Raw genomic sequence first — 26,878 nt, forward strand, 5'->3', positions numbered from 1 at the left:
TTAAGGGATGCAGGAGCAGGCGCTCAGGCAATTTCATTGATCAGGTTGGCCATTTCGACGGCAACGCGGGCGGCGTCGCGCCCTTTGTCGACCTGCCGGGCTTCAGCCTGTGCGACGTTTTCCGTCGTGAGTATGGCATTGGCAATAGGCAACTGGTAGTCAAGCGCCAGGCGCGTGACGGCGGCGCCGCTCTCATTGGCCACCAGTTCGAAATGGTAGGTCTCACCGCGAATGATGCAACCGAGGGCGATCAACGCGTCGTATTTGTTGCTTTCGGCCAAGGCCTGCAATGCAACAGGGACTTCCAGTGCGCCGGGCACCTTGACGTGTTTGATGTTGTCCTCTTGCACACCCAGCGCGGACAGCTCGTGTTTGCAGGCTTCTGCGAGCGCATTGGTAATGCTTTCATTGAAGCGCGCCTGCACGATGCCAATGGAAAGTTTTTTGCCGTCAAGCTTGTCGCCTGAACCTTTTTCTGCTCCAAACACGGTGTATCCCTTTGATTGATTTTTGTTGAACGAAGTGACTAGTCTTTGGTGGTGTAGCCCACGATCTCAAGGCCGTAACCCGTCATGCTCGGCATGCGGCGCGGGTTGCCCATGAGGTTCATCCGGTGCACACCGCATTCACGCAAAATCTGTGCGCCCACACCGTAGGTTCGCAAGTCCATGCGGCCGCGTTCGGGTGCCTGGCTGGCGCGCGCGGTGCCTTCAAACTGGGCGAGCAATTGCGCCGCGCTTTCACCGCAATTGAGCAGCACGGCAACGCCCCTGCCTTGTTCTGCGATGTGTTTGAGGCTCTGGTCGAGACTCCACGAATGCATGGAGCGGCCCGTTTCAAGAACGTCCAGCACCGACAGAGGCTCATGTACCCGCGCGGACACGACATCGTCAGCAGACCACGCACCCTTGACCAGGGCCAGGTGCAGGCTTTGGCTGGGTTTGTCCCGGAAGGCATGGGCGGTGAATTCGCCAAAGGCGGTCTGCAGTGTGCGGCTGCCGATTTTTTCCACCAGCGAATCGTTGCGGCTGCGGTGTTCGATCAGGTCGGCGATGGTGCCGATTTTCAGGCCATGCTGCGCCGCAAACAGCAACAGATCCGGCAGCCGGGCCATGGTGCCGTCGTCTTTCATGATTTCGCAAATGACGGCGGCCGGTGAGCAGCCGGCCATGCCAGCCAGATCGCAACCGGCTTCGGTATGGCCGGCGCGCATCAGCACACCGCCGTCGACAGCCTGCAACGGAAAGATGTGGCCGGGCTGGACCAGGTCGGTGACCCTGGCGTCTTTGGCCACGGCGGCCTGCACGGTGCGGGCGCGGTCGGCGGCTGAAATGCCGGTGGTCACGCCTTCGGCGGCCTCAATGGACACGGTGAAGGCGGTGGAATGCTTGGTGCCGTTGCGTGTGGCCATGGGCGGCAGCTGCAGCAGCTCGCAGCGCTCGCGGGTCAGGGTCAGGCAGATCAGACCGCGGCCGAAGCGCGCCATGAAGTTGATGGCTTCAGCAGTGACGTGGTCCGCCGCCAGCACCAGGTCACCTTCGTTTTCACGGTCTTCCTCGTCGATCAGGATGACCATGCGGCCGGCACGCATGTCGGCAACGATGTCTTCAACAGGGGAAATGGCAGTGGTCATGGTTCAGGGATTTTTTGGGATGTTGTTATGGGTGTCGCCCAGCATGCGCTCGACGTAGCGTGCGATCAGGTCGATCTCGAGGTTGACGTCGGAGCCTGCAGCCAACCGGCCCAGCGCGGTGTTCTGCACGGTGTGGGGAATGAGGTTGATGCTGATTTCCGTGCCGCCCGCATCGTCGGCCAGGTCGGTGACGCGGTTGACGGTCAGGCTCACGCCGTTGACGGTGATGGAGCCCTTGTAGGCCAGGTACTTGCCCAGCTCGCGCGGGGTGCGAATGCGCAGCTCCCAGCTTTCGCCCACCTGGGCGAAATGCGTCACGCTGCCGATGCCGTCTACATGGCCGGAAACGATGTGGCCGCCGAGGCGGTCATGCGCACGGAGGGCTTTTTCGAGGTTGATGGGGCCGGTTTCCGCCAGCCCGGTGGTTTTGGCCAGGGATTCGGCGGAAATGTCGATGGTGAAGCGGTTGAGGGGAAGGTCCAGCGTTGTGGCCGTCATGCAGGCGCCGTTGAGGGCGATGCTGTCGCCCAGGCCCACGTCATCAAGGTAACCCGCAGGCGTCTCGATGGTGAGGCGCTTGCCGTGGTCTGAAGAGCTGCCCAGGCTTTGGATGGCGACGATGCGCCCCAAGCCGGTAATGATTCCGGTAAACATGGTGCCATTTTCGCAGGGATTCCGGGTGCGGCGGCGCGGACGGCGCCAAAGGCCCGGAAAAGAGGGCGTTCAGCCGTGATTCACAGGGCTTGCGCGGGATTCGCGGGCCGGTTTAGCCGTCTTTATTCAAAGGAAAATGGCTGTAGCCCAATATTGACGAGCGCAAGCAGCTATTATTTTTATAGCGACCGGGCGATGTTTCGTCTGCGTTCACCGGGCAGGCCGGTGCCCACCATCGCGCTAAAAAGCGTCCCGACCCGCCACACGGGCGACGATACGCAGGTCGGGCCCAATCCTTTCGGCAGACACAAACTGCAGTTCGAGCCCGTTGGCGAGTGTTTGCAAGGGTTCCAGGGCAGCCATGCCCTGGCCCGGCCCCAGCAGCCTGGGCGCCAGGTAAACCAGAAATTCATCCACCAGCCCGCTGCGGATCAGGGATGCATTGAGCTTGCTGCCGGCTTCGACGTGCAGTTCGTTGATTTCGCGCTGCGCCAGGTCTTTCATCATGGCCGCCAGGTCCACTTTTCCCCGGGCGTCGGGCAGGCAGGTGACCGTCGCGCCCTTGGCGACCAGCGCGGCTTCTTGGGGTGAGCTCCGGGTGGCGGTATAAATCCACACCGGGCCGCCCGACCGGAATATTTTGGCGCCAGGCGGTGTTTGCAGCAGGCTGTCGACAATCACGCGGCAGGGTTGCACCGGCGTTTCCACCAGCCGGACGTCCAGCTGCGGGTCGTCTTCAAGCAGGGTCCCGATGCCCGTCAGCACTGCGGAGGCCCGGGCCCGCCACGCATGGCCATCGGTCCGCGCCTCAGGCGAGGTGATCCACTGGCTCTGGCCGTTGGCCAGCGCTGTGGTGCCGTCCAGTGAGGCGGCAACTTTCAGGCGGACCCAGGGGGTTTTGCGGACCATCCGGCTAAAAAAGCCGATATTCAGTTCCCTGGACTCCCCGGCGCCCGGCCCGACCTCCACTTCGACGCCAGCGGCCCGCAGGCGCTCAAATCCCTGGCCGGCCACCAGAGGATTGGGGTCCGCTATCGATGCAACCACCTTTTTGATACCAGCAGCGACCAGCGCATCGCAGCAGGGGCCTGTTCGCCCGTGGTGAGAGCAGGGCTCGAGGGTGACATAGGCGGTGGCGCCTTTGACCGAGTGGCCTTTATTCGCTGCATCGCGCAGGGCCATGATTTCGGCGTGGGGGCCGCCTGCCTGCTGGGTATGTCCCGTTCCCAGAATATTGTTCCCACTTGAATCTGCCAAGATGCAACCAACGCGAGGGTTTGGAGCGCTGAGGTACAGGGCTTCTTTGGACACCCGCAAGGTCTGCAGCATCAAAAGGTTCATGGATTTTCTAACGGCTCAGATTTTGGGAGGGGAACTGGAGGATCAGGGGTTTGACTCGGAGGCAAAGCCCATCTCGAGAACCCTTCGACTGGCGACTATATTCCCTTGTCTTGTCGCGGGGTTCATTTTCGTTTGCATAAGGGACTCTATGATCTGGGCCTGCTGGCTCCGGCTGATTTCCGGTCTCGAAGAAATGATGTTCATATCCAGCAAACGGCCATCTTCTGCAATCCATATTTCTATGACCAGACGACGCAGTTTCAGGCTTGCTGCAATTTTCTCAGGGAAATTCCAGTCGAGCATCGGAAGGGCAGGTTGATCTACCTCTTCAATGTCAAAAAAGCGAAGGTCAGACATACCCGGTTTTCTCGGGCTCGTGGAGGAAAGCACCTGGCTGGGCGTGACCACACCTTCAACAGGCGATGGCTTGCTTGTTGCGGCGGAGTTCTCGGGTGTGGGTTCGGTCGGCTCCGCCTGAGCAGCGTTGCTGGGTCCGGATATCACCCGGGCGACCATGTTGCGCTTAACCGGGCTTATCGCTGCCGAGGTTTTTCTGGGCTTTTCGATAGATTGCGATACCAATAACAGCAAGCCACCGTGCATAAGTAGCGAAACGGTTGCCGCAAGAACCCAGCACGTCCGTTGAGATAGGCCTCTTCCCGTCTTATGTTTCACCGGTTGGCATGGCTGGGCGCATCATTTCCAGCAAGAAGTGGCGGCATCCAGAGCAGATGAATACCCTGAATAATTAACGTTGCTTTTCACCCCCGTATTCGTAATCTGGAAGTCGCCGCATTTATCGGCAGACATCGGACCGGGTGAGCTGCGTGTCGCGGTGACGGTATAAGTTCTTGCCGCCGCGGCAGATACAGCGATGGTGTAGGCACCGCCGCCATCACGAGGTGATTGCTTCAAATTTCCCGGAAACAAATCGGCCACGAGGGTACCTGCGGTATTGCTGTCGTATTTCATGTTTTCCGTGTAGTGGCGCTCCATCCATTGCGATGCTTCAAGGAGCACAGTCCGGACTTCAGCCCTGCGTCCTCTTGCCACGTATTCCTTGTAGCTCGGAAGTGCGACAGCGCTCAAGAGGCCAATGATGGCGACCACGATCATCAGCTCAATCAGCGTGAAGCCTCTGCTTCGATGGGCAATGCCGAACAATCGATTTTCCCTTGTAGTTTCGTGAGAAAGAATTTTCATAGGATTTACCTGGTCTTGAAGGAGGGGATCTCGCGCCAGTAAATTCGCGCATTTGTATTGTTTGAGCTACCGCCTTCATCGGTGGTGTCACCAATAATACGTGTGCAATTGAGCTGGCCCGACGCGCACTGGGAAGTGGTTGCATCCCCGGATACAGTGACTCGCTGATCGGTGATTTTGATGGATGCGGTGTTATAGGTGACTCCACCAATCGTGATGGTGCCAAAGAGTCCCGTGTTCAACAGGCCGGTGATGGGGTCTACAAAGGTAATGTAGGCAGCCGGTCCACTAAAGCAGATGTTGCTGCTCGTGGCCGCCGGTGCGATAGACACAGTAGCCAGCAGGCCCTGGCTCATGGTCGGGTTACTCACCACCATTTCCGAGGTGTCCGGCAAATTGATGTACCAGCCCTTGTTGTTTGTCCAGTCCATGGCTGCGCCAGTCACATAACCTTGGCCCAGAATGCCATTGGTGGGGTCCGCGTCATCCACAGTAATGCGTACGAATGTGCGGGCTGCCAGCTGCGTCCGCAGGCGGGGAAGGCCGGTCGTCGTGTTGTCGAGCAATGTAGGGTCGGCAATGTAGGCAGCGCTGGAATAGAGGGGTTTGTCCCAGATGCCAAAAATCCCGTGAACGCGACCGCTACCGTCGGGGAAGTCGGAGCTGACGACGGATTTGCCGGTGGCGAAGTTCACCACCACACCACCCAATGGATGGAACCGATACTCTGGGGCAGACGTGATGGGCAGGCGGTCAACCGATGCGTCCGTGGGTTTGGCGATGAACAGCGGCCGTTTGTTGGTGCCATCCGTATTGGCATAAGCAACCTTCCAGAGCGCTGGATTAGGGCTCGAAACGTCGAACTTCCACAGGTTGCCCTTGAGGTCGCCCGCATAGATGACGTCCGCGACTCCGTCATTGTTTGTGTCCACCCAGGTGGCTTGCGACAATCCATTGCTGGGCCCCGCGGCAGCCACCAGCTTGACGTAATTCACGCCGGGCGTCCAGACACCGCTATATGGGCCATTTGCAAACAGGATATAGAGCGCCGCCGATCCGTTCGTGCTGTTGATGCCGTTCGGAACAATCGTGGCAAATTTGCCATTGTTCATTTTGGCAACAGCGCCGGCTTGTTCACTTGAACGATTCGTGGTGCCCATTTGCGCCAGGTTGTACCCGAGGTCGCCGCTGCTGTCGTCTGCTTCAGAGAACTGCCATTTGAAGACGTTCGCTGCATTCGTTTCCGTCAATGTAGTGGGATCCGTGACATCAAGCGCAAAGATGCCTTTCGCGCCGCGCCCCAAAGATGCAAACAGATAGGTCTTCCATGCAGCCGCAGGGGCCAGTGCGTCATAGCCCGGCGCTGTCGCATTGGTGATCGTGGATCCCAGCAATACATCTGCGGAGTAGGGCGTTCCATCCATAAATGACTGGACTTTTTCGCCGGCAGGGTCCACCCAATCTTGCAGGCGGGAATGAATAAGTTGTGGCACGTACGAAATGATGGGTGTACCGCCTACTGATGCAACAGTGGAAGCGTCGAAACCGTGCAACATGCCGTCACCTGCGCCAAGCCAGACAATGTTTTTGCGGTCTTTTTGCGCCGTGACAAACGTACCGTAGCCCGGAAAGACAGTGCCGAAGTAGTCTGCATTGGGCTTGGACGTCACCACGGGGTTGGAGTTGACGACGGGGCCCATGATGGAATTGGCGTTGCGTTTGCGGAACCTGAGGCCTGTCGGGGCTTCGTCAACCCGGCTGCCCCGCAGCCAGTTGAGCTTGGCTTGGGCCGTTGCATCGGTACCGCCCACTGCGGTGGTTTTGACGGCATTCGACAGTGCAGCCCAGGTAAACGGCGTGCCGGTTGAGTTCCCGACATTGGTAATGACCTGGCGAGTGGTGGATGCCGTCAATTTGGTATGGCCGTCCCAGTAATAGTACGTCCGGTCCAGTGTGCCGTCACTCTTGAGGCGAATATCAAAGTCACCGTCCGGCTTGACGATGAATGTCAGCAATTCTCCATGACCATCATCGCCGTCAAAGCTGGCCAGGTATTTCAGGCTGCCGGTCTGGATCTGTGCAGAAGCGACAGCGGGCGCAGTATTGGACGCTCCCACGATGGCACTGAAGGCGGCGCGCAATGCTTTTTCCAGCTCGCTTGGGCGAATCGCCAGGAAATAGTTGTCGGGGAAGCCATCTGCGCCAGACGTGCCATCCAGCTTCTTCACATCCCAGTTGGCCTTGTCGGTGGTGGGTTTTTCGAAGTAAATTTTCGGGACTGATGGCGGTACGGTAACGTTTTCATTTTTACTGAATCCGCCCCATTTCGCGGCAAGCCAGAGCGGATCTTGCAACTGTGCTGCCGTCGCTGTTCCAAAATCGTATTCAGCCCGGCTTTCTTCCTGGTTCACTTCGCAGTTGTTGCAGCCGCCCGATGTATTGATGTTGGGGTGCACGGTACCATCCGCCTTCTTCACTGTCAGCGTGGTGCTGTCTGTGAAGTTGTAGGTATAGATGCCGGAATGGAAGTGCGCGCCGTCTTTGGTGCTGCCCGATATGGTGTATCCAAACCCCTGGGGGTTCAGTGACGCAGCATTAAAAACCCGGGTGTAGACGTAGACCTTGTTGCCCACGACTTCGTAGCGCAGGATGCCGGACGCATCGCTGTCGTAGTCACCACCCTGCTCGGAGTCTTCCCAGATGATCAGGAACTTTCCGGATGTAGCTGTGGGGGTACCGACCACCCGGAAGTCCACCAGGGTGCCACCGCCAACAGCGCCACCCACAAGCAATTGATAGGACGGTTGGATGATGATTTTGCGACCCGCAATGGTGGGGTGCGGAATTTCAATGCGGGGTTTTCCGGGCGACAGCGCGACCGAGAAGCTTTTGACCTTGAATGCATCCGGATTGGCAACCAGCTGCGCGGCAGTCGGTGTTCGCACGGCGTTGGTTCTGGCCCAATAGGCCGCACCAGACAGCGCATACGAGCCGGCATACGTTGGGGCGTCAGGACACAGACCGTCTACTGCTGCCAGCGTGGAAATTGTCTTGCCGGTACAGGTTCCATCGTTTGTGGTGCCATTGTTCCCGATGAAAAACTTGTTGCCATGAATCCCTTCATCCGTACCAATCACATTGATCATGTTGACCAGGCTTGGGCTGCCCGGCAATGTGGCGAAAGGACTCCACTGGGTGCTCGTGTTGTTGTCATAAGACGTCACGCTGGCATTGAAGTTGATGGCATTGATGGCGCGGCACTGGCCCTGGCCGAAAATGGCATCGGCAGCTGTCTTGGCGGCGGCGTTGGCCCGGTTCACCGGGTCAATCCAGGCAGGCTTTGGCAGCCCCATGGCGGCATCTTTTGAGCCTGTTTGTGTGTAGTCATAAGTACCGCTTGCCGACAATCCACCAAGATAGCGAAGCGCTTCGGTGAACATCTCACCCATGGGATTGCCCCAGCTGGTGCACTGGTTGTCCGTCAGTGATGTCAGCTGGAAAGTACAGTTGCCGTCCCCGATATAGGTACCGTCGCTATAGCGATACCCATAAACGCGCAACTTGTTGATGGTGTAAACAATGCCCTGCGTGGCGGTGTACGTGCCATCGGTGGTGTAGTTCACTTCATTGCGAAATGTCTGCAAATTACTTCGAAGGACACCGCCGCTGATATTTTTGGCAAAGGAGCCGGTCATCAGTCCGAATTCGGCAAGGTTGCCTTCACCGTACTCATGCAGCAAGCCGATTGGCTTGAAATTGGCGGACGGATATTGCCTGCAATTTTCGGTACCCAGCAGCGCCGATGCGCAAACCTCGACCCGCACGATAAAGTCAGGGCCAGTGGTGCCAATGATGACTCCCGCCGTGCTCTTTGTGGGATTGCTGGAGCCGGATCCCAATCCGGTGACGCCTACGTTGTTACCGTTGGAGGCACTTTTTTCTCCACTCCAATGGCACTGCCACCGCTCATTGGCATTCCAGAGCTGGTAGTCGCCCTTGGCGATCCGCATCAAGGGCGGGTTGGCATTGGTGTGGGAATCGCCGTTGCCTGCCGTGTTGGTATTGAACGGCGAGTTGGCGGTCAGGTTGTCACCCAGCGTGGTATTGCAGATGGTGGCAGAAGTCTGGGTCAGGTTCTGGATGGTCCATTGCTTGATGGTCAGCGTAGGTGTTCCAGCGGTCGCACCGACATAACCCGTTGGCGTGATCACCATGGTGATCCAGGCAGGGTCTACGGCCACCGCGACACCTTCCATGTATTGGGCTGGCGTGGTCGTGTACACCGCCCTGATCTGGTCGCCGACCTCGACATTGAATGTGGTGGCCTGGGCGACGGAATGCGTCACACAGTTGTACTGAGGGGGGGCATTGGTTGCACCGCCATAGTAAGTTTCAACAAGAGTTTGGCAAGTGGTGGCAATGGCTGCCGCTGGCGCGGTGCCGGGACCGTTCTTGTGAGCCTTATTGGAATTGAACGCAAACTCGATAAGGCGCCGCGCGTTATTGGTGTTGTCGTTGCTGATGACGCTCGAAGCCGCAAGCTGGCTGGCCGTAAAAGGCGTAAGCTGATCCAGGTCGTCGCCCTTGTAATACTTGGCGAATGAATGGGCATCTGTCGGCAGGCTGGTACGCTCCAGAATGGTCAGTGCATTGGTGTCGGTGGAACGCAAGCCGCCGTACAGCACCTTGCGCACCACGTCCATGCGGGTCATGGTGGCCCAGTTCAGGAAGTTGCCGCTCCAGTTGCCCGTGCAATATTTGTCCGTGTTGGTGCTGACGGGCGCAAAGCGGTTTGTCGTGCCGCTGTAGCTATAGCATTTATAGGAGTCGAAATACCCGTAGTAATTGAAGCTGTGCTTGTAGGTGGTTTCGGGGATTCCGTCGCCGTCAAGATCCGAGAACTCGTCATACGCCCGGTAAAAAAGCTGATGGTCTTTCGACATGTTCAGCATGATCATGGGCCTCGGGGTCGAGGTCACGATGTTTGGCGGGATGGCCGGAGTCAGTGCCTGCGCGAATGCCACGCCTTGCGAAGTGAGCGCTGCAAGTAAAAATCCGGCAATAGTAATGATTTTTTTCATGGATTTTCTCACTTCATGTAGGGGCGAAAATAAGTCTGCATCACAACTTCAGTATTGAGATCTGCACCGAAACCACGGGCCGTAATGCGCATGACTTTGTCGTTGCCTGCGGCGAGGTACTCAATCAGGTATTCAGGCTGCCGTGCGACGCCGGCGAATCTCGGGACCCCGGTAAAGGTGCCCAGAGGTACTGCGCCGGTAAAGGTGCAATTGGTGCCGACACCTAACGCATCGCTCGGTTTGGCACTGGGCGAAGCAGGTGGCCCCTCCCAGAGTCCTTTTTTCCCGTTGATGGTCGGCCACCAGGGTTCAGGGTTGGTGACGGTGGTGTAGTTGCTCGTGTCGTAATACGTCCGTTCGAACCGGCATTGCCCTCTGGGGCAGGTATTGTCGAAGTTCGGCGCCCTGGTTGCTCCTCCTACGGGCCTGTCGTCGTTGCGCGCGCACAGGGCATTGGGGAGTACCGTGGGTACAAGCGAACGCAAGTCCCGTTCTGCGTCGCGCAGTGCGGCTTCTGTTGCCTGGCGGGCGACTTCATAGTCGAGTTGATTTCTCGAGAGCGTTTCACCGGTGGTTGCGCGCCGCATGCCGATGGTGCTGAGAATCGTGATGACCAGCAGGAACATCAAGACCACAGGCAGGGACACTCCTCTTTCGAGGCGTGGGGCGGTGATTGGTATGCCGGCTCGCATTAGTAGATACCTGTCAAGTTGTTGCGAATGGCAAACACGCGCTCGTACTTTTTGTAGATAGTGCGGTCCGAGGCCGTATAGGTGACGTTGGCACCCCGGCAATTGGCATAGCTGCGCAAGGAGCCGGCCTTGTCCTGGGTGCGTGAATTTTCCTGCGTGCGGGTCAGCAAACACACCCTGACCGCAGTGACGCGTTGCCACGAGGTCAAATCTCCGACCTTGGGCAATGCGGTCACTTCGGCAGCGGTATGGTAGGTCTCAGGAGACAGGCTGGTTACCCCGGCAGCCACGCCATACCGGATCACCATGTCTTCAATGCCTTCAAAAATCGGTTGATAAACAGTGTCTTCCGGGTTTTTCCCATTGCCGTTGCATCCCAGGCTTTTGGTGTTCACTGTTCGGGTGGTACTGCCGACCCCTTGGGCCGTATAGCTGGTGGCGACCAGGCCAAAGCGGTTGGACACGTAGCGCGGCAGTCCTGCGGTGATCTGGCCTGCATTGTTCGGGTCAAGTGAAACTGCTTGCCTGAGGCAGTCAAACCCATTTCCAAAAGTGCTCGCGTCCAGCTCGGGCATGGCGAAATAGTTGATAACGACCGAGTCTGGTGCGTTGGCTACGGTGGTACCGCAAGTCCTGGTGGTCGGGTTGAATACCGCGCCATCGCATCCAAACAACCCTTGCTCGTAGGCTGGAGCCGTTGAGTTTTTGGTGTTGCTGAACTTGCCCAACAAGTTGGGCGCCGCGGAGGTGGTGGCCATGATCGCGGGATAGAAGCCCGCCATCTGAAGGTCCCGGCCAACCATGTCCAGCGCAAGCTTGCCGGTCTCGTTCAGCATCGCCATATTGGCGGAAGCAGTGGCGGTTGCGCGAGTCCCCAGGTAGGCCGCCGCTGCCGCGAGGGCGAGCACCAGGCTGATGACCAGACTGACCAGCAGTTCGATCAGTGTCAAACCGCGCTGGCGGTAGCGCGCTTGCGCCCTTCCGGTGTGAAGTGTTTTCATGGAATCATCTCTAGATTGGCGCATTGCACGCCGGCCAGGGCGGTAGAGGTGCCCAGCGCTGCGGGGCAGCAGTTTCGCGACGCGATGCCTGTTGTAGTGGCTGTGCACGAATCGGGGGAACGCAGAGTCGTGCCATCCAGGTTGTCCTTGCTATACCAGGCCACTGTCACCAGAAAGCGCAGGTTGGTGCCCTTGGTTCCGGTCGACGTCACGATGCCCACCGCGCCCGGCAGCTGGCTGTTCAGGTCAAGACGCCAGACAGCGAGGTCATAGGCCGCCAGCTCGGTCGGGGTACAGGTTGCAGTGTTGCAATCTTTGGCCGGGTTCAGGTAGGTTGGGGTTCCATCAATGGATGCACGTTCGGCGGCATAGGTCCGGGAGAAGCTGTAATCAGTCTCGACCGCACTGGCATTTGCCCTGATGCGGTCCGCAAAGCCGCTGATGCTGGACGACAGTGCTGACCGCACCCATCCGGTTTGTTCAAATTTGAGAGAGGCTGTCTGCATGCCAACCATGCCCAGCACACCGATGGAAAGGATAAGCATGGCGATCAAGGCCTCGATCAGGCCTGCACCTCGCTGGCGACTTATGGACATGCACTGACTCCCGCATATTGTTTAACGCTCACTCGACCTGCAGAACTGATACAAATAGACCGGTAGTGCGGACTGCTGGTGTTTTCCAGGATATAGGCAAGCGTGAAGTTGGATTGAATACCCGCAGCGAGCCCTCGCGAGTCAAAGGTCATGCGCCGATCCGATCCGCTAGAGGCCAGCTCAAAGCTTTCGTTGCCGGTCTGGCGCACGGAAATCAGGCTTGAACCGACTGTTGTCGGGTTGTTTTGGGTAGCACTACAGCTGGGGTTGGAAAAAACTATCCAGCCAGTCTGCCAGTTGCTCCCTGCGGTTGCACACGTGGGGGTACCGCCGGTCAATGCGTTTGACGTATTGGTTGACATGCAGATGGTGACGCAGTTATTTCTGCTGATCGCCTCAACCCGCGCACGCGATATGTCATTGGTAAATTCGGCTGCGATGGCGCCAGCCTGGTTTCGCACCACAAACTGCCTCAAATTAGGCAGCCCTATGGCCAAAATCATGGCTAAAACAGCAACTGTCACCATGATTTCGATGATGGTGAAGCCTGCGTTGCAAGCGCGCGGGGCCGCTTTGGCTGGGCGGCGTAAGGATGTTGAGCACACGGTCATTCGCATGTCGTGAGTATAGGAACCGGGTTTGTCGCGCGAGGCTCCGGCTGTCGGACTCTGGCTACCACTAATCTGGTAGCGGACAGGACGCTTTTCTGCGCCGCGAGCGATTTCTACCGCCGGACCTCGTCCACCAGCGTCTTGAACTCGTCAATATCCTCAAAGCTGCGGTAGACGCTCGCAAAGCGGACATAGGCGACCTTGTCGAGCTTGCGGAGTTCACGCATGACGAGCTCGCCGATACGGTTGGACGGCACTTCCCGCAGCCCCAGGCTCAGGAGCTTTTCCTCGATACGTTCAACCGCCGAGTCGACCTGCTCGGTGCTGACGGGCCGCTTGCGCAGCGCCAGGTTCAGGGACGCCAGGACTTTGCTGCGCTTGTACTCGATGCGCCTGCCGTCCTTCTTGACGATGGACGGGAAGGTGACATCGGGCCGCTCATAGGTTGTGAAGCGCTTTTCACACGCGCCGCACTGGCGGCGGCGGCGTATGAACTCGGCGTCTTCACCCACCCGCGTCTCTACGACCTGGGTTTCAAGGTGGCCGCAAAAAGGGCATTTCATCAGGGTTGGTCCGGGTTTGAAGGCATAAATCGGCCTCCAGCCCAATCAGGACATGCGCGGGTAGCTATCAAAATCATAGTGTCCGCGCTGCCCGTCATGATTAGCGGTAGACCGGGAAACGGCTGGTCAGGGCGTGGACCTTGGCACGGACCGCTTCAATGTTGGCCGCGTCGCGCGGGTTGTCCAGCACGTCGGCGATCAGGTTGGCCGTGATGCGGGCTTCTTCGTCCTTGAAGCCGCGGGTCGTCATGGCCGGGGTGCCGATGCGCACGCCGCTGGTGACCATCGGCTTTTCCGGGTCGTTCGGGATGGCGTTCTTGTTGATCGTCATGTGGGCGCTGCCCAGCACGGCTTCGGCTTCCTTGCCGGTGATGCCCTTGGCGCGCAGGTCGACCAGCATGACGTGGCTTTCAGTACGGCCGCTGACGATACGCAGGCCGCGCTGCGTCAGGGTGTCGGCCACGATCTGCGCGTTTTTCACGACCTGCTGCTGGTAAGCCTTGAACTCGGGCGCCATGGCTTCCTTGAAGGCCACGGCCTTGGCTGCGATCACGTGCATCAGCGGGCCGCCCTGCAGGCCTGGGAAGATGGCGCTGTTGATGGCTTTTTCGTGCTCGGCCTTCATCAGGATGATGCCGCCGCGCGGGCCGCGCAGGCTCTTGTGTGTGGTCGACGTCACGATGTCGGCGTGCGGCACCGGGTTGGGATACACGCCTGCGGCCACCAGGCCGGCGTAGTGGGCGATGTCGACCATGAAGATCGCGCCGACGGCCTTGGCCACCTTGGCGAAGCGCTCGAAGTCGATGCGCAGGCTGTAAGCCGACGCGCCCGCGATGATCAGTTTGGGCTTGGTCTCGTGAGCCTTGCGCTCCATTGCGTCGTAGTCGATCTCTTCCTTGTCGTTGAGGCCGTAAGAGACGACGTTGAACCACTTGCCGCTCATATTCAGGGCCATGCCGTGCGTCAGGTGGCCGCCTTCGGCCAGGCTCATGCCCATGATGGTGTCGCCGGGCTTGAGGAAAGCCAGGAACACGGCCTCATTGGCTGAAGCACCGCAATGCGGCTGCACGTTGGCGGCCTCGGCGCCGAAGATGGTTTTGATGCGGTCGATGGCCAGCTGCTCGGCCACGTCCACGTGCTCGCAGCCGCCGTAGTAGCGGCGGCCGGGGTAGCCTTCGGCGTATTTGTTGGTGAGCTGCGAGCCCTGCGCGGCCATGACGGCGGGCGAGGCGTAGTTTTCGCTGGCAATCAGCTCGATGTGGTGCTCTTGCCGGGCATTTTCAGCCTGGATGGCGGCGAAGATTTCGGGATCGGTTTGTTCGACCAGGATGTTGCGGTGGTACATGGCAGTCCTTAAAGACGTGGTCCCTGCTATTCAATGAATGAAACAAGGGCTGCCCAGGCGAACGGCTGAACGCTTCGGCCCAACGGCTTTCAGCGGTGCGCTTCCCAGTGGTGTCCCACGTCAGCTCCAATGGTTGCGAAAACCTTGAGCCTATCGCCAGTCGCGCACCTCGCTAGTGTAACTGAGCGCGCCTAAAACCTGCCGCCTCCGGGGTTCTTCACCTGCAGCCCGAAAAGCAAAAAGCCGGGGCGCTGGCAGCGGCCCGGCTTTTTGGCAGTGCATGGGGTGAAAAGGCCCCCACAAAGCGGCCGAATCAGGACTGGTTCAGCAGCGCCACCTTGTCAGGCGTCTTGCCATCAGCTTCGGGTGTGGCCGGCAGGGAGGCCGGTACCGGGCGCGACGTGCCACCGGGTGTGGTGAAGAAAGGCGAGGGCGCACCGCGCTTGGAGGCAGACGCCACCACGGCCAGCAGGCGGGCATGTTCGCCCATCACCTTGCCGGCGTACCCGCCGTCGTCGTCCATGTTGGCTGCGCCCACATAGTATTTGAGGCCGCCCTCGACAGAGCCGGCGCGGGCGATGCATTCCTGCAGCACCTTGACGCCTACGCGCAGGTTGGTCACCGGGTCAAACGCCGCCAGCTTGCCGCCGAAGTTGTCGTACTTGTCGTGGTGCACCTTGGTCATGACCTGCATCAGGCCCTGGGCGCCGACCGGGCTTTGCGCAAACGGGTTGAAACCGGACTCGATCGCCATGATGGCCAGGATCAGGGTGGGGTCGAGCTTGGCTTTCTGGCCGATCTCGAAGGCCTCGGCCACCAGCACACTCAGCGGCTCGGGCGCGACGCCGTACTTCTTGCTCAGCCAATAGGCCACTGCCGCCTGTTGGGCGGGCAGGTCTTTCGGGTTGGACGCCGTGGCGCGCTCAATAGCGGCCGGCTCGGTAAAACCGATGGCAGCCTCCTGGCGCTGCTGCAGCCAGGTCATGAGCTTGAATTCACCGGCCTGACGCAAGTCGGGCCGGGCTGTCAGGGTGATCACCGCAAACACGACCGCCAGGCCCAGAAGGGCGAAGCTGTTGTGGGTAATCTCGAAAAAGCCTTGGGAGATGTCATCAACAATGTTTGAAACACTGCTTCGCACATTCTTGATGTGTGCGTTGACATTCAGGTTAAGGCCGAATTGTCCTAGCGCTGTCATAGCACTCCTTTCTACGCTTGCAGGCCCTTTGGGGGCCAGGCAGGCTTTGATTGGGTCGCCATCAAACCAAGGCAAGCCTTGTGGGTGTTGACCCTTGTTTGACGTTGCCGGCTTCTTTGAGGAATAGGGCAGCGGGTTCGGGTTGTCCCTAGGATTCGTGGGACTGGCGGGATTCTATGGGGTTGGTTAATAACCTGTCAATAATAACAAATCAATTCTTTATATCAAAAAGTCAAATAAAAACCTTGATTTCCGGCAAAACCGGCCTGAATCAAGGTGTTTACGGGCTTTATTTGAGATGGAGCTCTAAGTTAAGTTTTGCCTCTAAAAAGCGCGATCAGCCTTTCGCGGCTGCGGTTGTAGGCCGTTTTCCATGTTGCATGTAGTCGCCGGATCGGCGCCTGCGGCCGGCCTGGGTTGCCTGGGAGCACACAAAAAGGCATCGGCAATCACATCCTGCGCTGTGATTGAAAAGATGGTCTTGCTTGCGGGACGGCAGGGGTTTAACCTGCAATTGCGTGTTCACTCACGCATCAACCGGGTAACCAACCCCGGAAAATCTGGAAGCAATCACTTGCTTTCATCGCACTGGAGACGATAACTCTCTTCTTTGCGGAACCCCGACGGCATGAGCATAAACGCCCGCCGTCAACCCCGGTCGGTCTAACTGCCCGGGGTTTTTTCTTTTGAGGCGCCGCTTTTCACAGGCTTCAATGCCCTTCGATTGACCGTCTTTTTCAAATAAATCATTGACCTGGCGGCCCCGGCGCTAAAAACTCGACGGCTATGGCAATCAAAGATTTGAAGAAAAAATGGCAGGAATTCAACTGGCGCGAGACCAATTGGCGGGAAATCGGCAAAACCCTGCCGGCACGGGCGGCCGCTGTGGGCCGGTCGCCGCTCTGGCAGCGTCGCGCGGCCTGGGCGGTGGGCAGCTTGGTGGTGTTGTGGGTGGTGGCCTATGCGGCCGTGCCGCCCATCCTGAAATCGCAACTGGAGAAGATCGCCTCTGAAAAGCTGGGCCGGCAGGTCACTGTGGGCGAGGTCGACTTCAAGCCCTGGTCGCTCGAACTGACTCTTCGCGACCTGGCCATCGCCCGTGCCGGCCCTGTGGGTGGCGCTTCGGCAGCTTCTCCCCAGGCAACGCCCCAGTTTTCCGTCAAGCGCCTATATATAGATGCAGAGCTGGAGTCCCTGCTTCGCCTCGCCCCAGTGGCCGACGCTGTTCAGGTGGACGAACCCATCGCGTTTCTTACCCATCAAGGTGAGGGCCGTTACGACACCGACGACATCCTGGAGCGCTTCAAAACACCCGCAGATGCCCCTGCCGGCGACCCGCCGAAGTTCGCGGTCTACAACATCGTCGTCAGCGGCGGGCGCATGGACTTCACCGACCAGTCCGTCGGCAAGACCCATGAACTGCGGGAGCTGGGCCTGTCGGTGCCTTTCCTGAGCAACCTCAAATCCCAGCGAGAGGTCAAAACCTCGCCGCACCTGGCCTTCAAGCTCAATGGCAGCAGCTTTGACACCGCTGCCGAAGGCACGCCCTTTGCCCAGACCCACAAAACCGACGCCACCTTCACGCTGCGCGGTTTTGACCTGAACCCTTACCTGGCGTACTGGCCGGCGAGCCTGCCCGTCAGGCTGCAAAGCGCGGTGCTGCATGCCGACGCCAAAGTCGCGTTTGAGCAGACACCCGCCACGGTGGTGCGAATTTCCGGAACCGTGACGGCGGAAAAGGTTCGTGTGCTGGCCGCGCAAACGGTCGGGCAGTCGCCGGCTGTGGCGCCGGCGCGGGCTGCAAAACCCGGTGCATCCGGCAAGCGCGCTGCAGACGGCGAAGCCCAGCCACCGGCCCGCGCCGACTTGCTGGCCTTTGAGCGCCTGCAGATCACGATGGACGACGTGCGCCCGCTGGAGCAGTTCGTCAAACTGTCTGCGGTGGAGCTCACGGCCCCCACGTTGTCCCTCGCCCGGGACCGGGCAGGGCGGCTGAATCTGCTGTCGCCTGCGCCGGATGCTATTAAAAAAGGAGCTGGTGGCGCACAGCCAGAAAGGGCTACAGGCCAAAACTCTTCCGATATTCAAGCCCAGGCACCTGCCGGTGCGGCTTCGGCTGGCGCCCCGGCGTCTGCACCTTCAACTAAAACCACGCCTTCGTCCGCCCCCTGGAAAGTGCAGATCGCCCGCGTGGCGGTGCGTGCCGGCCGTGTGAACTGGCTGGACGAATCACTGGCCTCACCCGCTGACATCCGCCTGGCTGGGCTGACGCTCGATGCCTCCGGCATCGCCATGCCTTTTGCGGCTAACGCGCCCCTGCGGTTCAATGGTTCGCTGGGACTGGAGCCAGCAGCCATAGCGCCGGCACCCGCGCCGGCAAAAACCGGCGCCAAACAACCGGCCAAAACATCGGCCTCATCTGCGGCATCCACTGCGCAAGCGATTGCAACACCGGCGCTGCTCACCTTTAGCGGCACAGCCACCGACCAGGCCGCCCAGGCTACGGCCACCGTGGCCGCCTGGCCCCTGGGCATGGCCGCCAAATACGTCGGCCAGTTCCTGCTGCCGGCGCTGAACGGGCAACTGGACGCCCAGCTCGGCGTGAACTGGCAGGCGCCCAGCGGTGACAAGCCGCAGCAGTTGCAGGTCACCGCCCCGCAACTGGCTGTCAGCGACATCCTGCTGGCGCAGGGCAAGGTGTCGCTGGTGTCCGTCAAGCGTGTCGAACTCGCGCAGGTTGACATCGACGTGACAGGCCAGTCCTTCAAGGCCGCCAAAATGCAGCTGGACCAGCCCAAGGCCAAGGTTGACCGCGACACCGACAAGCGCTGGATGTACCAGCGCTGGATGGCGAGCCCGGGCACCGCAACGCCGGCGCCGCCCCCTACCGACGCGGCAACACGCGCGGCGGCGCCTTCATGGGCCGTGGCCATTGCCGATGTGCAGCTGGACGGCGGCGCCATGTCGTTTTCCGACCAGTCGGGTAGCAAGCCGGTGGCGTTTGAAGTGACCGCCGCCAAAGCCCAGCTGGGCGGACTGGTGCTGGACGACAGGCCGGACGCCAAAGCGCAAGCCGCCAAACCCATGCCGCTGACCGCCTCCCTGCGCCTGGCCACCGGCCGGTTTGAACCCGGCAAGGTCGACTTCAACGGCAATCTCGGCTTGAGTCCGGTGCAGGCGCAGGGCCGGCTGGTGGTCGACAGGCTGCCGGTGCAGGCCTTCGAGCCCTACCTTGCCGATGTACTCAACATCGAACTGCTGCGCGCAGATGCCAGCTTCAAGGGGCGCGTGTCTTACCGGCAGACACCGGCCGGCCCGCAGGCGCAGGTGGCCGGTGATGTGTCGCTGGAAGAGTTCCGCGCCAACACGCTGGCGCCCAGCGAAGACCTGCTCGCCTGGAAGGCCCTGAACCTGCGCGGCCTGAATGTGGCGCTGGACCCGGCCAAGGCCACCCGGGTGGACGTGCGGGAAACCGTGCTCACCGACTTCTTTGCACGCGTGATCATCCTGCCCGATGGCCGCATCAATCTGCAGAACCTGGTGAAGCCCGGCAAAGACGCCGTGGCCGCCAGTGCGGAAGGCGGAACGGCCACCCTGGCCCTTTCGCCATCATCGGCGTCATCTTCACCGCAAGCTTCATCTGCTACTGAAACGATAGCTTCCGGCGCACAACCATTGCGGTCCAGTGGCCCAAAAGGCTCAAAATTCGTGTCCGCGGCACCGGTCAGCCCGACGGCCCCCGCCGCGGCGGCTGGCGGCTCCCCGCCGCCCATCGTCAACTTCGGCCCGATCAGCCTGATCAACGGCAAGGTGTTGTTCTCCGACCGTTTCGTCAAGCCCAACTACTCGGCCGACCTGAGCGACCTGACCGGCAAGCTCAGTGCTTTTTCATCGGTGGCGCCCACCGTGCCGGGTACCACGGCCACCGTGCCCAACATGGCCGACCTCGAGCTGCGCGGGCGCGCCGAAGGCACGGCTTCGCTGGAAATCCTCGGCAAGCTCAACCCGCTGGCCAAGCCGCTGGCGCTCGACATCAAGGGCAAGGTGCGCGACCTTGAGCTGCCGCCGCTGTCGCCGTACTCGGTCAAGTACTCGGGTTACGGCATCAACCGCGGCAAGCTCAGCGTGGACGTGGGCTATGTGGTGCAACCCGACGGGCGGCTTACCGCTACCAACAAGGTCATCCTGAACCAGCTCAGCTTTGGCGACAAGGTGGAGGGCTCCACGGCCAGCCTGCCGGTCAAGCTGGCGGTGGCGCTGCTGGCCGACCGCAACGGCGTGATCGACATCGACCTGCCCATCAGCGGTTCGCTCAATGACCCGCAGTTCAGCCTCGGGCCCATCATCGTCAAGGTCATCCTCAACGTGATCGTGAAAGCCATCACCGCGCCTTTCAGCCTGCTGGCGAATGCGCTGGGCGGCGGCGGGGAAGAACTCAGCACCGTGGGCTTTGCCGCCGGCAGCGCCGAGCTGGGCCCGGAGGCTAAAGCCGGCCTCGACAAGGTGGCCAAGGCGCTGGTTGACCGGCCATCGCTGCGGCTCACCGTGGTGGGCACCAGCAGTGTCGACGCCGAGCGCGACGGTTTCAAACGCGAGCGGCTCGACGCCCTGGTGCGCGCTGAAAAGCGCCGCGCCACGGCCAAAGAGGGCGGCACCGCGACGGCGGCAGTCAGCATCAGCCCGGCCGAATATCCGGCCTTGCTCAAGGAAGTCTATAAACGCGCCGACATGCCCAAGCCGCGCAACCTGGTCGGCCTGGCCAAAGACCTGCCCGTGCCCGAGATGGAAAAGCTGCTGCTGGCCGACATTAAAGTGAATGACGACGCCATGCGCGAGCTCGCCGTGCAGCGCGGCGTGGCGGTGAAAGACTACCTGGCTTCGCGCGATTTACCGCCTGAAAGGCTCTTTCTGGGGGCCGCCAAAGCCGTGCCGCCGGAGGCCAAATGGACACCGCGCGCGGAGCTGAATTTGGCGATGCCTTAGAGCCTGTTCATGATCTATTTGAGGCCACGTTGGGGTGCAATCGGGATGAGTTGGTGGCCCGGATCCCGCCGCATGGGCTACTGCCCATGCAAGGGAACGGGGCGCCAAATCGCCCGATTTCACCCCAACCCGAAGGGCAGGCATTTTTTCGGGCGGTCTGCGGCGTTGCGCTGCTCGCCAATAGCGGGGCTATTGGCAGCGCACCGCGCCTTGCATCCCATCCCGAAAAAATGCCTGCGTGGCCCCAAATAGATCATGAACAGGCTCTTAAAACAGCGAAAATAGCGTCAGTGCTTTATTGATAAAGCTTTTATGGGGCCTTTGGGCCTGGGCGCGCAACACGGGTTGCGGCGCCGGCCCCCCATCCAATCCAACACCCGCTGCCGCCCGCAAAGTCCTCCATTCCCCGGGGAGCCTTGCGGCTGGTGGCACTTATTTTTTGACCTTGCGTTCCCATGTTTAAATCTTCCAAACCTGAAACCCCCGCCGTGAAAACGCCCACCACCAAGCAGGCTGAAGCCCATCCGCTGGACGGCCTGACCGGCGGCGCTTTCTCTGCGCCCACATCCGGTGAACGCACGGCGCGCATCCGCACCTGGCTGGCGACTGAGCCGTCGGCAGAGCAGATGGCCGAGGTCTATAAAGACCTGGCCAACCGCGACAAGGGCGCCGCGAAGCCGCTGAAAGAAAAGCTCGACGAGCTCAAGCGCAGCAAGGGCCAGGAGGCCGTGGCCGCCGAGTGGGCCGACAAAGCCCAGGCGCTGCTGGCCGTGCCCAAGCTCAACTTGGCCGACGCCCTGGCCTGGCAGCGCGACGCCGCCAAGGCCGGCGCGCCGCTGTCCAAAGAGCCATTGGCCGGTTTGAAAGTGCAGCTGGCCGACCGTGTCAAGACCATTGAAGACCTGCAGCACCGCACCCAGGTGCAGCGCGAAGCCGCCGTGCTGCTGGCCCAGCGCACCGAAGTGCTGTCGCTCAAGCCCTGGCGTGATGCCGAAGCGGCTCTCGAATCCCTGCGCGGTGACGTCACGCACTGGCAGTCGCAGGCCGATGACATCACGCACGACGCCAATTGGGCCAGTGTGGACGCCAAGTTCCCTCCGCTGCTCGACGCATCGCGCGCGCAGCTGCTCGCCGTGTGGGAAGCCTTTCAAGGCGCGCTCGCGCAGGCCCAGAAGGCTGCTGAAGATACGGCGGCGCCGCTGCCCGCAGTGCCGGTGTGGGCCGACGAGCTGCGCGCCGCGCGTGGCCTGCCCCCTGCAGCGGGTGAGCAGCCTGCACGTGCGCCCAAGGCCAAGATCGACCCGGCCGTGCTCAAAGACATGCGCGAAAAATCGTCGGCCATCGTGCAGGAAGCGCTGGCACGGCTTGAGCACGAAGTCACCGAAGGCCATGGCAAGTCCACCCCCAAGGTAGCGGCCGACCTGCGCCATGCGCTCAAGGAACATATCCGCAACATCGACAGCAAGCTCGAAGCCGCCGCGCACGCCGCATTGACGGCTGCCGGCGAACTCGAAGGCTGGCAGCGCTGGCGCGCCGACCAGATCCGCGAAGAGTTGGTCGTGAAAGCCGAGGCCCTGGTGGCCAAGCCGCTGGGCGGACGCAAGCAACAGGAAGCCCTGCGCGCCATGCGCGAGCAGTGGAAGACCAGCGACCAGGGCGGCACGCCCAACCACGCGCTGTGGAAGCGTTTTGACGATGCCTGCAACGAAGCGCACAAGGTTGTTGAGGCCTGGCTGGAGAAGGTCAAAGAACAAAGCGAAACCGTCAAGGCCGAGCGCAAGCTGCTGATCGACGAAGTGCTGGCTTGGGCCGAAGCCAACAAGGGCAACACCGACTGGAAGCACCACATCCGCAGCCTCAATGGCTTTGTCGAAAAATGGCGTGAAGCCGGTCATCTGGGTGAAAAGGCGTTTGCCGAAATCCAGCCGCAATGGAAAGCCGCGATGGACGCCGCAGACGCTCCGCTGACCGCTGCGCGCCACGACAGCATTGCACGCCGCAAGGCCATGATTGAAGAAGCCAATGTGCTGGGCGCCGAGCCGATGTTGCGCATCGACGCCGTCAAGTCGCTGCAACAGCGTTGGCAGCATGAAGCGCAGGCCGTCCCGGTCGAGCGCAAACAAGAGCAAAAGATGTGGGATGCCTTCCGCAAACCCATCGACGATGCCTTCCAGCGCAAGACTGCCGAACGCGAAAAAGCCGCTGCGGCGCTGGGCGAATACGACCGCATGGTGCTGGACGCCTCCAAGGCCGTTGAAGCTGCCACCGCCAGCGGTGATGTGCAGAAAATCCACGCGGCTGCCAAGGCACTGGAAGCGATTGTGCGCGGGCAAGTGCCTGTGCCTGCACCGGTTGCTGCTCCGGCGGCAGCGTCTGTTGAGGCTGCACTGGCCGATGCGAATGCCGCGCCGGTTTCTACGCAAAATGAAGCTGTAGCGCCCGCGGAGCCTGCGCAAGCAGCTACTGAAAACGTAGCAGATGCACCTGCTGCCACGGAAGCCGCCAGCGAAGCGGCGGCCACCGAATTTGCCGAATCCAGCGAGCCGGCGAGTGCGCCTGCCGAACCGGCACCCGCGCCCAAGCCCGCACCCAAACCCGTGGTAGCACGGCGCGGCGACGACCGCCCGGGCATGAAGAAACCTGAGCCCGCAGCGGCCGGACGCGGCGGCAAGTTTGGCGACCGCAAGGATTCGCGCCCGGGCAGCAAGCCCGGCGGCCCGCGCCAAAGCACAGACAACAAGTTTGAGCCTTATCGTGAAGGCCGCGATGACCGCGGCCCGCGCGGCGCTGACCGTGGCGACCGCAATGCACGCCCTGCATTCGAAGAGCGCGGCCCACGCCTGGGCGATGCGGCCTTCCGCGCCCAGCGCGAAGCCTTTGAAGCCGCCAACCAGGCGCTCAAGAAACTCGCGATGCAGGCGCATGGCGAAGTGCTGACGCACTTGCTGACCGCCTGGGAAAAGCGCGACCCGGCACAGCTGCCGAGCGCGCAGGACCTGGGCAAAGCCGTGGCGCCGGCCGTGCGCAACCGCTGGGTGCAGGCCGTCAGCACGCCCTCGGGCAAGGACGCTTCCGAAGCGCTGCTGCGCCTGGAAATTGCCGCCGAGTTGCCCACGCCCGCCGAGCACATCAGCGCGCGCCGCATGCTGCAACTGCAGCTGCTGACCAAACGCAATGCGCCCGCACCAGCCGAGACCTGGGGCGAAGACACCGCCCAGGTGCTGGCCGCCGACTTCGACGCCGGCAATGCCAGGCGTGTGCAGAACGTGCTGAAGGCATTGCTCAAGCGATGACCGATTCGGCAGGCCCTGACGTAGCTGACGCAGTATTGCGGACGCAGCGCAGGGCCGCCCCAAGCAAGTCCAGCCCCCTCGGGGGGCAGCGCATTACACGAAGTGAAAAGCGTGGGGGCCAGGAAGACCGGCAACAGACGCTGGGCGAGGAAATCGCCAACAGCGTGAGCCACGGTGTTGCGCTGCTCGCTGCGCTGGTGTCGGCGCCTTTCCTGGTCATCGCCAGCGCGCGCGACGGTGACGCGCTTGATGTGGCGGCAGTCTGCGTTTTTGCCGCCACCATGGTGGTGCTGTATTTCACCTCGATGCTGTACCACGCCTTGCCTGCCATCCGGGCGATGCGTGCCAAGCGGGTGTTCCAGGTGTTGGACCACGGCGCCATTTACCTGCTGATTGCCGGCACCTACACGCCCTTCACGCTGGGCGTGCTGCGCGGGCCCTGGGGCTGGACGCTGTTCGGCCTGGTCTGGGCCATGGCGCTGGCCGGTGTGGCCGTCAAAGCCTTCGCGGGCGTGCGCTGGCCACGGCTGTCCACCATCCTCTATCTCGCCATGGGATGGATCGCCGTGATCGCCATCAAGCCGATGCTGGAGCTGATTCCAGGCTGGGGGCTTTTCTGGCTGGTGGCCGGCGGGCTTTTTTACACGCTCGGTGTCGGCTTCTTTGCCACCGATTCACGGCTGCGCTACGGCCACTTCGTGTGGCACCTGTTTGTCGCGGCCGGTACCGCTTGCCATTTTGTGGCGGTGTTGTATTACGCCGGTTGAAACTCCCGGCCTGCGGCTGCTATTAAAAATATAGCTGCTTGCGCTTACCTCTATTGGTTTAGAGGCCGATTTTCATATAAACCGCGAGCGCAATGCGGCTCTTGCGCTCAGGAAGCCGCTTCAATCAGGTGGGCAATCCCGTCAAAGCCAAGCCGCCGTGCGTGCTGCAGGGCGTTGAGTCCTTCCTGATCCACCAGCGCCGGGTTGGCCCCGGCTGCCAGCAGGCGTTGAACCACGGCGGTGTGGCCTTGCATGACGGCCAGGATCAGCGGCGTGCGGCCAGCTGTATCGGCTGCGTTGACGGGTGCGCCTTGCTGGAGCAGGCGTTCCAGCAGCTCCAGGCGTCCTGCGCGTGCTGCCTCCTGCAAGGCACCTGCCAGGCGGTTGGGCCCGGCACCTGCTTCTGCACGCGGCGCACGGTATTGCAGGGTGCTTTCCTGCTTTTGTAGAGGCGCTACGGCGCGTGCTGCAGGCGCGGCGGGCGCTGCTGCGGCAGGTGCCGCAGGTGCGGGGCGTACAGCCGGCGCTGCTGCGGCCATATCAGCCTGCGCTGGTGGCGCCGACAGCGATCCGGCCGCGGCGCCGGCCGCGCGTGGTGCTATCGAGGGCTGCGCATTTTCCTGGACGGCGGCGGCAGGCGCGGGCGCGGCAACGGGCGCTGGTGCGGGAGGCGGCGCGGCTGGAGGGGCTGCGGCAGCCAGTGCTGGCGCGGCTTCAGCTTCTCTTTGCCGGACAACAGGTTCAGTCACCGGGGGCGAGGCCACTGCTTTGTCCTGCGCCGCAGGAGCCGGTGATTTCGAAACCGGCTTCGCAATGTCGGCAGATCGCTTTTTGGCGTCGGCCTCGGTGGCGGCTGTTTGCGGTGCCACCGGAGCGGGAACTGGAGCCTTCGATGGCGAAGCTGCCGGCGGTGAAGCTGGCGACGATGACGATGACGATGACGATGAAGGTGTTGTGGCGCTGGGCTGGCCAAACGCCAGTTCTTTTTCCTCGTCGGTGCCGCGGTCAAATTGCAGCACCAGCAGCCCGGTCAGGCCGGCGAGCGCAAAGCCCGCCAGCGCGGAGATTTTCCAGCGCGACTGGTTGGCTGCCGGGCGTTGCGCTGCATCGATGGTGGCGCCGGCTTGTGGTGCGTCTTCCTGCTTGCCGGCTTCGATCACCATCTGCGCGTGGGCGCGCACGGCGTCACGCACATGCGCGCCGGGGCGGCGTGTGTCGTCTGCGCTGGCCTCACGGTAGCGCTGCAACAGCTCGTCGCTGTGCGGGCTGTGATCAGGCTCTGTCATGCAAACTCCTGTAGCTGCTGGCGCAGGCTGTTCCGGGCATAGCGCAGGCGGCTCTTGGCGGTTTCAAAGCTGACGCCGGTCGCGGTGGCGATGTCTTCCACGCTCATGCCGGCTTCGGCCTGCAGCAGGAAGGCTTCGCGCTGTTCCCGGGGCAAGCGTTCGACCGCGGCAATCAGCGCGGCCGCCTGCTCGCTGGACTCCAAACGGCGCACCGGGCCGAAGCCCGAGTCGGCTGCCAGCGTATCGCCAAGGCCCAGGCCTTCTTCATCGTCGCCGCGTCCATCGATGCTGACGTGCTGCTTTGCCGTGCGGAAGTAATCAACCATCCGGTTGTGCGCCATGGTGAACAGCCACGTTTTGAACTTCGCTGTCACCGTATAGGTGGCGGCACTGCGGGCCACGGCAAACCAGACATCCTGCAGCAGGTCGTCGGCCACCGCCTGCACCCGCACACTGCGAAACACATAGCGCCACACGCCCAGTTCATGCCGCGCATACAGCGCATCAAAAGCCGCCATGTCCCCGGCCGCATAACGCAGCATCAGCGATTCGTCGCTGTCTTCGGCTGCATCGTTGGTCGGCGTGGCGCTGGGCATGTACCAGATTATCACGGCGCAACGCGCGATCTTTC

General features: G+C 61.3%; 19 protein-coding genes and 1 riboswitch. Of the genes, 3 read left to right on the top strand and 16 right to left on the bottom strand.

Annotated features, from left to right (window positions below; all coding sequences use genetic code 11):
* Positions 1 to 23 precede the first annotated feature (23 nt).
* From ribH to AC1DU8_RS06865, 14 genes are all read right to left on the bottom strand, one after another.
* Positions 24 to 488 (bottom strand): 6,7-dimethyl-8-ribityllumazine synthase, encoded by a 465-nt coding sequence (gene ribH / locus AC1DU8_RS06800; RefSeq protein ID WP_457280242.1) that lies wholly within the window; start codon positions 486 to 488, stop codon positions 24 to 26.
* A 38-nt stretch (positions 489 to 526) separates the two neighbouring features.
* Entirely contained in the window at positions 527 to 1,633 is a 1,107-nt protein-coding gene (gene ribBA, locus AC1DU8_RS06805) for a bifunctional 3,4-dihydroxy-2-butanone-4-phosphate synthase/GTP cyclohydrolase II (protein ID WP_457280243.1), read from the bottom strand.
* A gap of 3 nt (positions 1,634 to 1,636) precedes the next feature.
* Entirely contained in the window at positions 1,637 to 2,287 is a 651-nt protein-coding gene (locus tag AC1DU8_RS06810) for a riboflavin synthase (RefSeq protein WP_477726571.1), read from the bottom strand.
* 240 nt (positions 2,288 to 2,527) lie between these two features.
* On the bottom strand, positions 2,528 to 3,628 hold the full coding sequence (gene ribD, locus AC1DU8_RS06815; protein ID WP_477665713.1) for a bifunctional diaminohydroxyphosphoribosylaminopyrimidine deaminase/5-amino-6-(5-phosphoribosylamino)uracil reductase RibD: 1,101 nt from the start codon (positions 3,626 to 3,628) through the stop codon (positions 2,528 to 2,530).
* A 42-nt stretch (positions 3,629 to 3,670) separates the two neighbouring features.
* The gene (locus AC1DU8_RS06820) at positions 3,671 to 4,219 is read right to left on the bottom strand and encodes a hypothetical protein (protein ID WP_477689330.1); all 549 of its coding nucleotides are present in this window, start codon (positions 4,217 to 4,219) and stop codon (positions 3,671 to 3,673) included.
* 105 nt (positions 4,220 to 4,324) lie between these two features.
* Positions 4,325 to 4,831, bottom strand: coding sequence for a type IV pilin protein (locus AC1DU8_RS06825; RefSeq protein WP_457280247.1), 507 nt, complete (start codon positions 4,829 to 4,831; stop codon positions 4,325 to 4,327).
* A 5-nt stretch (positions 4,832 to 4,836) separates the two neighbouring features.
* On the bottom strand, positions 4,837 to 9,912 hold the full coding sequence (locus tag AC1DU8_RS06830; RefSeq protein ID WP_477689331.1) for a pilus assembly protein: 5,076 nt from the start codon (positions 9,910 to 9,912) through the stop codon (positions 4,837 to 4,839).
* Positions 9,913 to 9,920: 8 nt separating this feature from the next.
* Positions 9,921 to 10,604: a pilus assembly PilX family protein gene (locus tag AC1DU8_RS06835; RefSeq protein WP_477665716.1), complete on the bottom strand. Its 684-nt coding sequence runs from the start codon at positions 10,602 to 10,604 to the stop codon at positions 9,921 to 9,923.
* Positions 10,604 to 11,605 (bottom strand): PilW family protein, encoded by a 1,002-nt coding sequence (locus tag AC1DU8_RS06840; RefSeq protein WP_457280250.1) that lies wholly within the window; start codon positions 11,603 to 11,605, stop codon positions 10,604 to 10,606. The genes AC1DU8_RS06835 and AC1DU8_RS06840 overlap by 1 nt, the downstream gene beginning before the upstream one ends.
* Positions 11,602 to 12,201 carry a type IV pilus modification protein PilV gene (pilV, locus tag AC1DU8_RS06845; RefSeq protein ID WP_457280251.1) on the bottom strand — a complete coding sequence of 200 codons (600 nt, stop codon included), beginning with the start codon at positions 12,199 to 12,201 and terminating at the stop codon, positions 11,602 to 11,604. The genes AC1DU8_RS06840 and pilV overlap by 4 nt, the downstream gene beginning before the upstream one ends.
* Positions 12,192 to 12,818, bottom strand: a complete 627-nt coding sequence (locus tag AC1DU8_RS06850) for a GspH/FimT family pseudopilin (protein WP_457280252.1) — start codon at positions 12,816 to 12,818, stop codon at positions 12,192 to 12,194. Before AC1DU8_RS06850 ends, pilV begins: the two co-directional genes overlap by 10 nt.
* Before the next feature lie 107 nt (positions 12,819 to 12,925).
* Complete coding sequence (gene nrdR / locus AC1DU8_RS06855) at positions 12,926 to 13,375, bottom strand: transcriptional regulator NrdR (RefSeq protein WP_457280253.1); 450 nt, start codon at positions 13,373 to 13,375, stop codon at positions 12,926 to 12,928.
* Between the two features lie 100 nt (positions 13,376 to 13,475).
* Entirely contained in the window at positions 13,476 to 14,720 is a 1,245-nt protein-coding gene (glyA, locus tag AC1DU8_RS06860) for a serine hydroxymethyltransferase (protein WP_477665717.1), read from the bottom strand.
* Positions 14,721 to 14,764: 44 nt separating this feature from the next.
* A riboswitch (ZMP/ZTP riboswitch) is annotated at positions 14,765 to 14,894 on the bottom strand.
* Positions 14,895 to 15,033: 139 nt separating this feature from the next.
* Positions 15,034 to 15,918 (bottom strand): lytic transglycosylase domain-containing protein, encoded by an 885-nt coding sequence (locus AC1DU8_RS06865; protein ID WP_477701956.1) that lies wholly within the window; start codon positions 15,916 to 15,918, stop codon positions 15,034 to 15,036.
* 786 nt (positions 15,919 to 16,704) lie between these two features.
* Here AC1DU8_RS06865 and AC1DU8_RS06870 point away from each other — a divergent pair.
* From AC1DU8_RS06870 to trhA, 3 genes are all read left to right on the top strand, one after another.
* Positions 16,705 to 20,901, top strand: a complete 4,197-nt coding sequence (locus tag AC1DU8_RS06870; RefSeq protein WP_477726572.1) for a DUF748 domain-containing protein — start codon at positions 16,705 to 16,707, stop codon at positions 20,899 to 20,901.
* Between the two features lie 455 nt (positions 20,902 to 21,356).
* Positions 21,357 to 24,194, top strand: coding sequence for a DUF349 domain-containing protein (locus AC1DU8_RS06875; RefSeq protein ID WP_477726573.1), 2,838 nt, complete (start codon positions 21,357 to 21,359; stop codon positions 24,192 to 24,194).
* Positions 24,191 to 24,961 (top strand): PAQR family membrane homeostasis protein TrhA, encoded by a 771-nt coding sequence (gene trhA / locus AC1DU8_RS06880; protein ID WP_477726574.1) that lies wholly within the window; start codon positions 24,191 to 24,193, stop codon positions 24,959 to 24,961. Before AC1DU8_RS06875 ends, trhA begins: the two co-directional genes overlap by 4 nt.
* 107 nt (positions 24,962 to 25,068) lie before the next feature.
* Here the strand turns inward: trhA and AC1DU8_RS06885 are convergent, their stop codons facing one another.
* Together AC1DU8_RS06885 and AC1DU8_RS06890 are read right to left on the bottom strand one after the other, a co-directional pair.
* A complete protein-coding gene (locus AC1DU8_RS06885; RefSeq protein ID WP_477726575.1) occupies positions 25,069 to 26,247 on the bottom strand; it encodes an ankyrin repeat domain-containing protein in 1,179 nt (392 codons plus the stop codon).
* Positions 26,244 to 26,843, bottom strand: coding sequence for a sigma-70 family RNA polymerase sigma factor (locus AC1DU8_RS06890; protein WP_457280260.1), 600 nt, complete (start codon positions 26,841 to 26,843; stop codon positions 26,244 to 26,246). Before AC1DU8_RS06890 ends, AC1DU8_RS06885 begins: the two co-directional genes overlap by 4 nt.
* Between the last annotated feature and the right edge of the window lie 35 nt (positions 26,844 to 26,878).

It is taken from the genome of Polaromonas sp. P3_A5 (assembly GCF_056403055.1).

Excerpts from the sequence above, each read along its gene's own strand:
- nrdR (WP_457280253.1), bottom strand. The coding sequence starts at position 13,375 with ATGAAATGCCCTTTTTGCGGCCACCTTGAAACCCAGGTCGTAGAGACG.
- AC1DU8_RS06830 (WP_477689331.1), bottom strand. The coding sequence starts at position 9,912 with ATGAAAAAAATCATTACTATTGCCGGATTTTTACTTGCAGCGCTCACT.
- AC1DU8_RS06810 (WP_477726571.1), bottom strand. The coding sequence starts at position 2,287 with ATGTTTACCGGAATCATTACCGGCTTGGGGCGCATCGTCGCCATCCAA.
- glyA (WP_477665717.1), bottom strand. The coding sequence starts at position 14,720 with ATGTACCACCGCAACATCCTGGTCGAACAAACCGATCCCGAAATCTTC.
- AC1DU8_RS06835 (WP_477665716.1), bottom strand. The coding sequence starts at position 10,604 with ATGCGAGCCGGCATACCAATCACCGCCCCACGCCTCGAAAGAGGAGTG.
- AC1DU8_RS06840 (WP_457280250.1), bottom strand. The coding sequence starts at position 11,605 with ATGAAAACACTTCACACCGGAAGGGCGCAAGCGCGCTACCGCCAGCGC.
- ribBA (WP_457280243.1), bottom strand. The coding sequence starts at position 1,633 with ATGACCACTGCCATTTCCCCTGTTGAAGACATCGTTGCCGACATGCGT.
- AC1DU8_RS06875 (WP_477726573.1), top strand. The coding sequence starts at position 21,357 with ATGTTTAAATCTTCCAAACCTGAAACCCCCGCCGTGAAAACGCCCACC.
- ribD (WP_477665713.1), bottom strand. The coding sequence starts at position 3,628 with ATGAACCTTTTGATGCTGCAGACCTTGCGGGTGTCCAAAGAAGCCCTG.
- AC1DU8_RS06870 (WP_477726572.1), top strand. The coding sequence starts at position 16,705 with ATGGCAATCAAAGATTTGAAGAAAAAATGGCAGGAATTCAACTGGCGC.
- AC1DU8_RS06865 (WP_477701956.1), bottom strand. The coding sequence starts at position 15,918 with ATGACAGCGCTAGGACAATTCGGCCTTAACCTGAATGTCAACGCACAC.
- AC1DU8_RS06825 (WP_457280247.1), bottom strand. The coding sequence starts at position 4,831 with ATGAAAATTCTTTCTCACGAAACTACAAGGGAAAATCGATTGTTCGGC.
- AC1DU8_RS06885 (WP_477726575.1), bottom strand. The coding sequence starts at position 26,247 with ATGACAGAGCCTGATCACAGCCCGCACAGCGACGAGCTGTTGCAGCGC.
- pilV (WP_457280251.1), bottom strand. The coding sequence starts at position 12,201 with ATGTCCATAAGTCGCCAGCGAGGTGCAGGCCTGATCGAGGCCTTGATC.
- AC1DU8_RS06890 (WP_457280260.1), bottom strand. The coding sequence starts at position 26,843 with ATGCCCAGCGCCACGCCGACCAACGATGCAGCCGAAGACAGCGACGAA.
- AC1DU8_RS06850 (WP_457280252.1), bottom strand. The coding sequence starts at position 12,818 with ATGCGAATGACCGTGTGCTCAACATCCTTACGCCGCCCAGCCAAAGCG.
- trhA (WP_477726574.1), top strand. The coding sequence starts at position 24,191 with ATGACCGATTCGGCAGGCCCTGACGTAGCTGACGCAGTATTGCGGACG.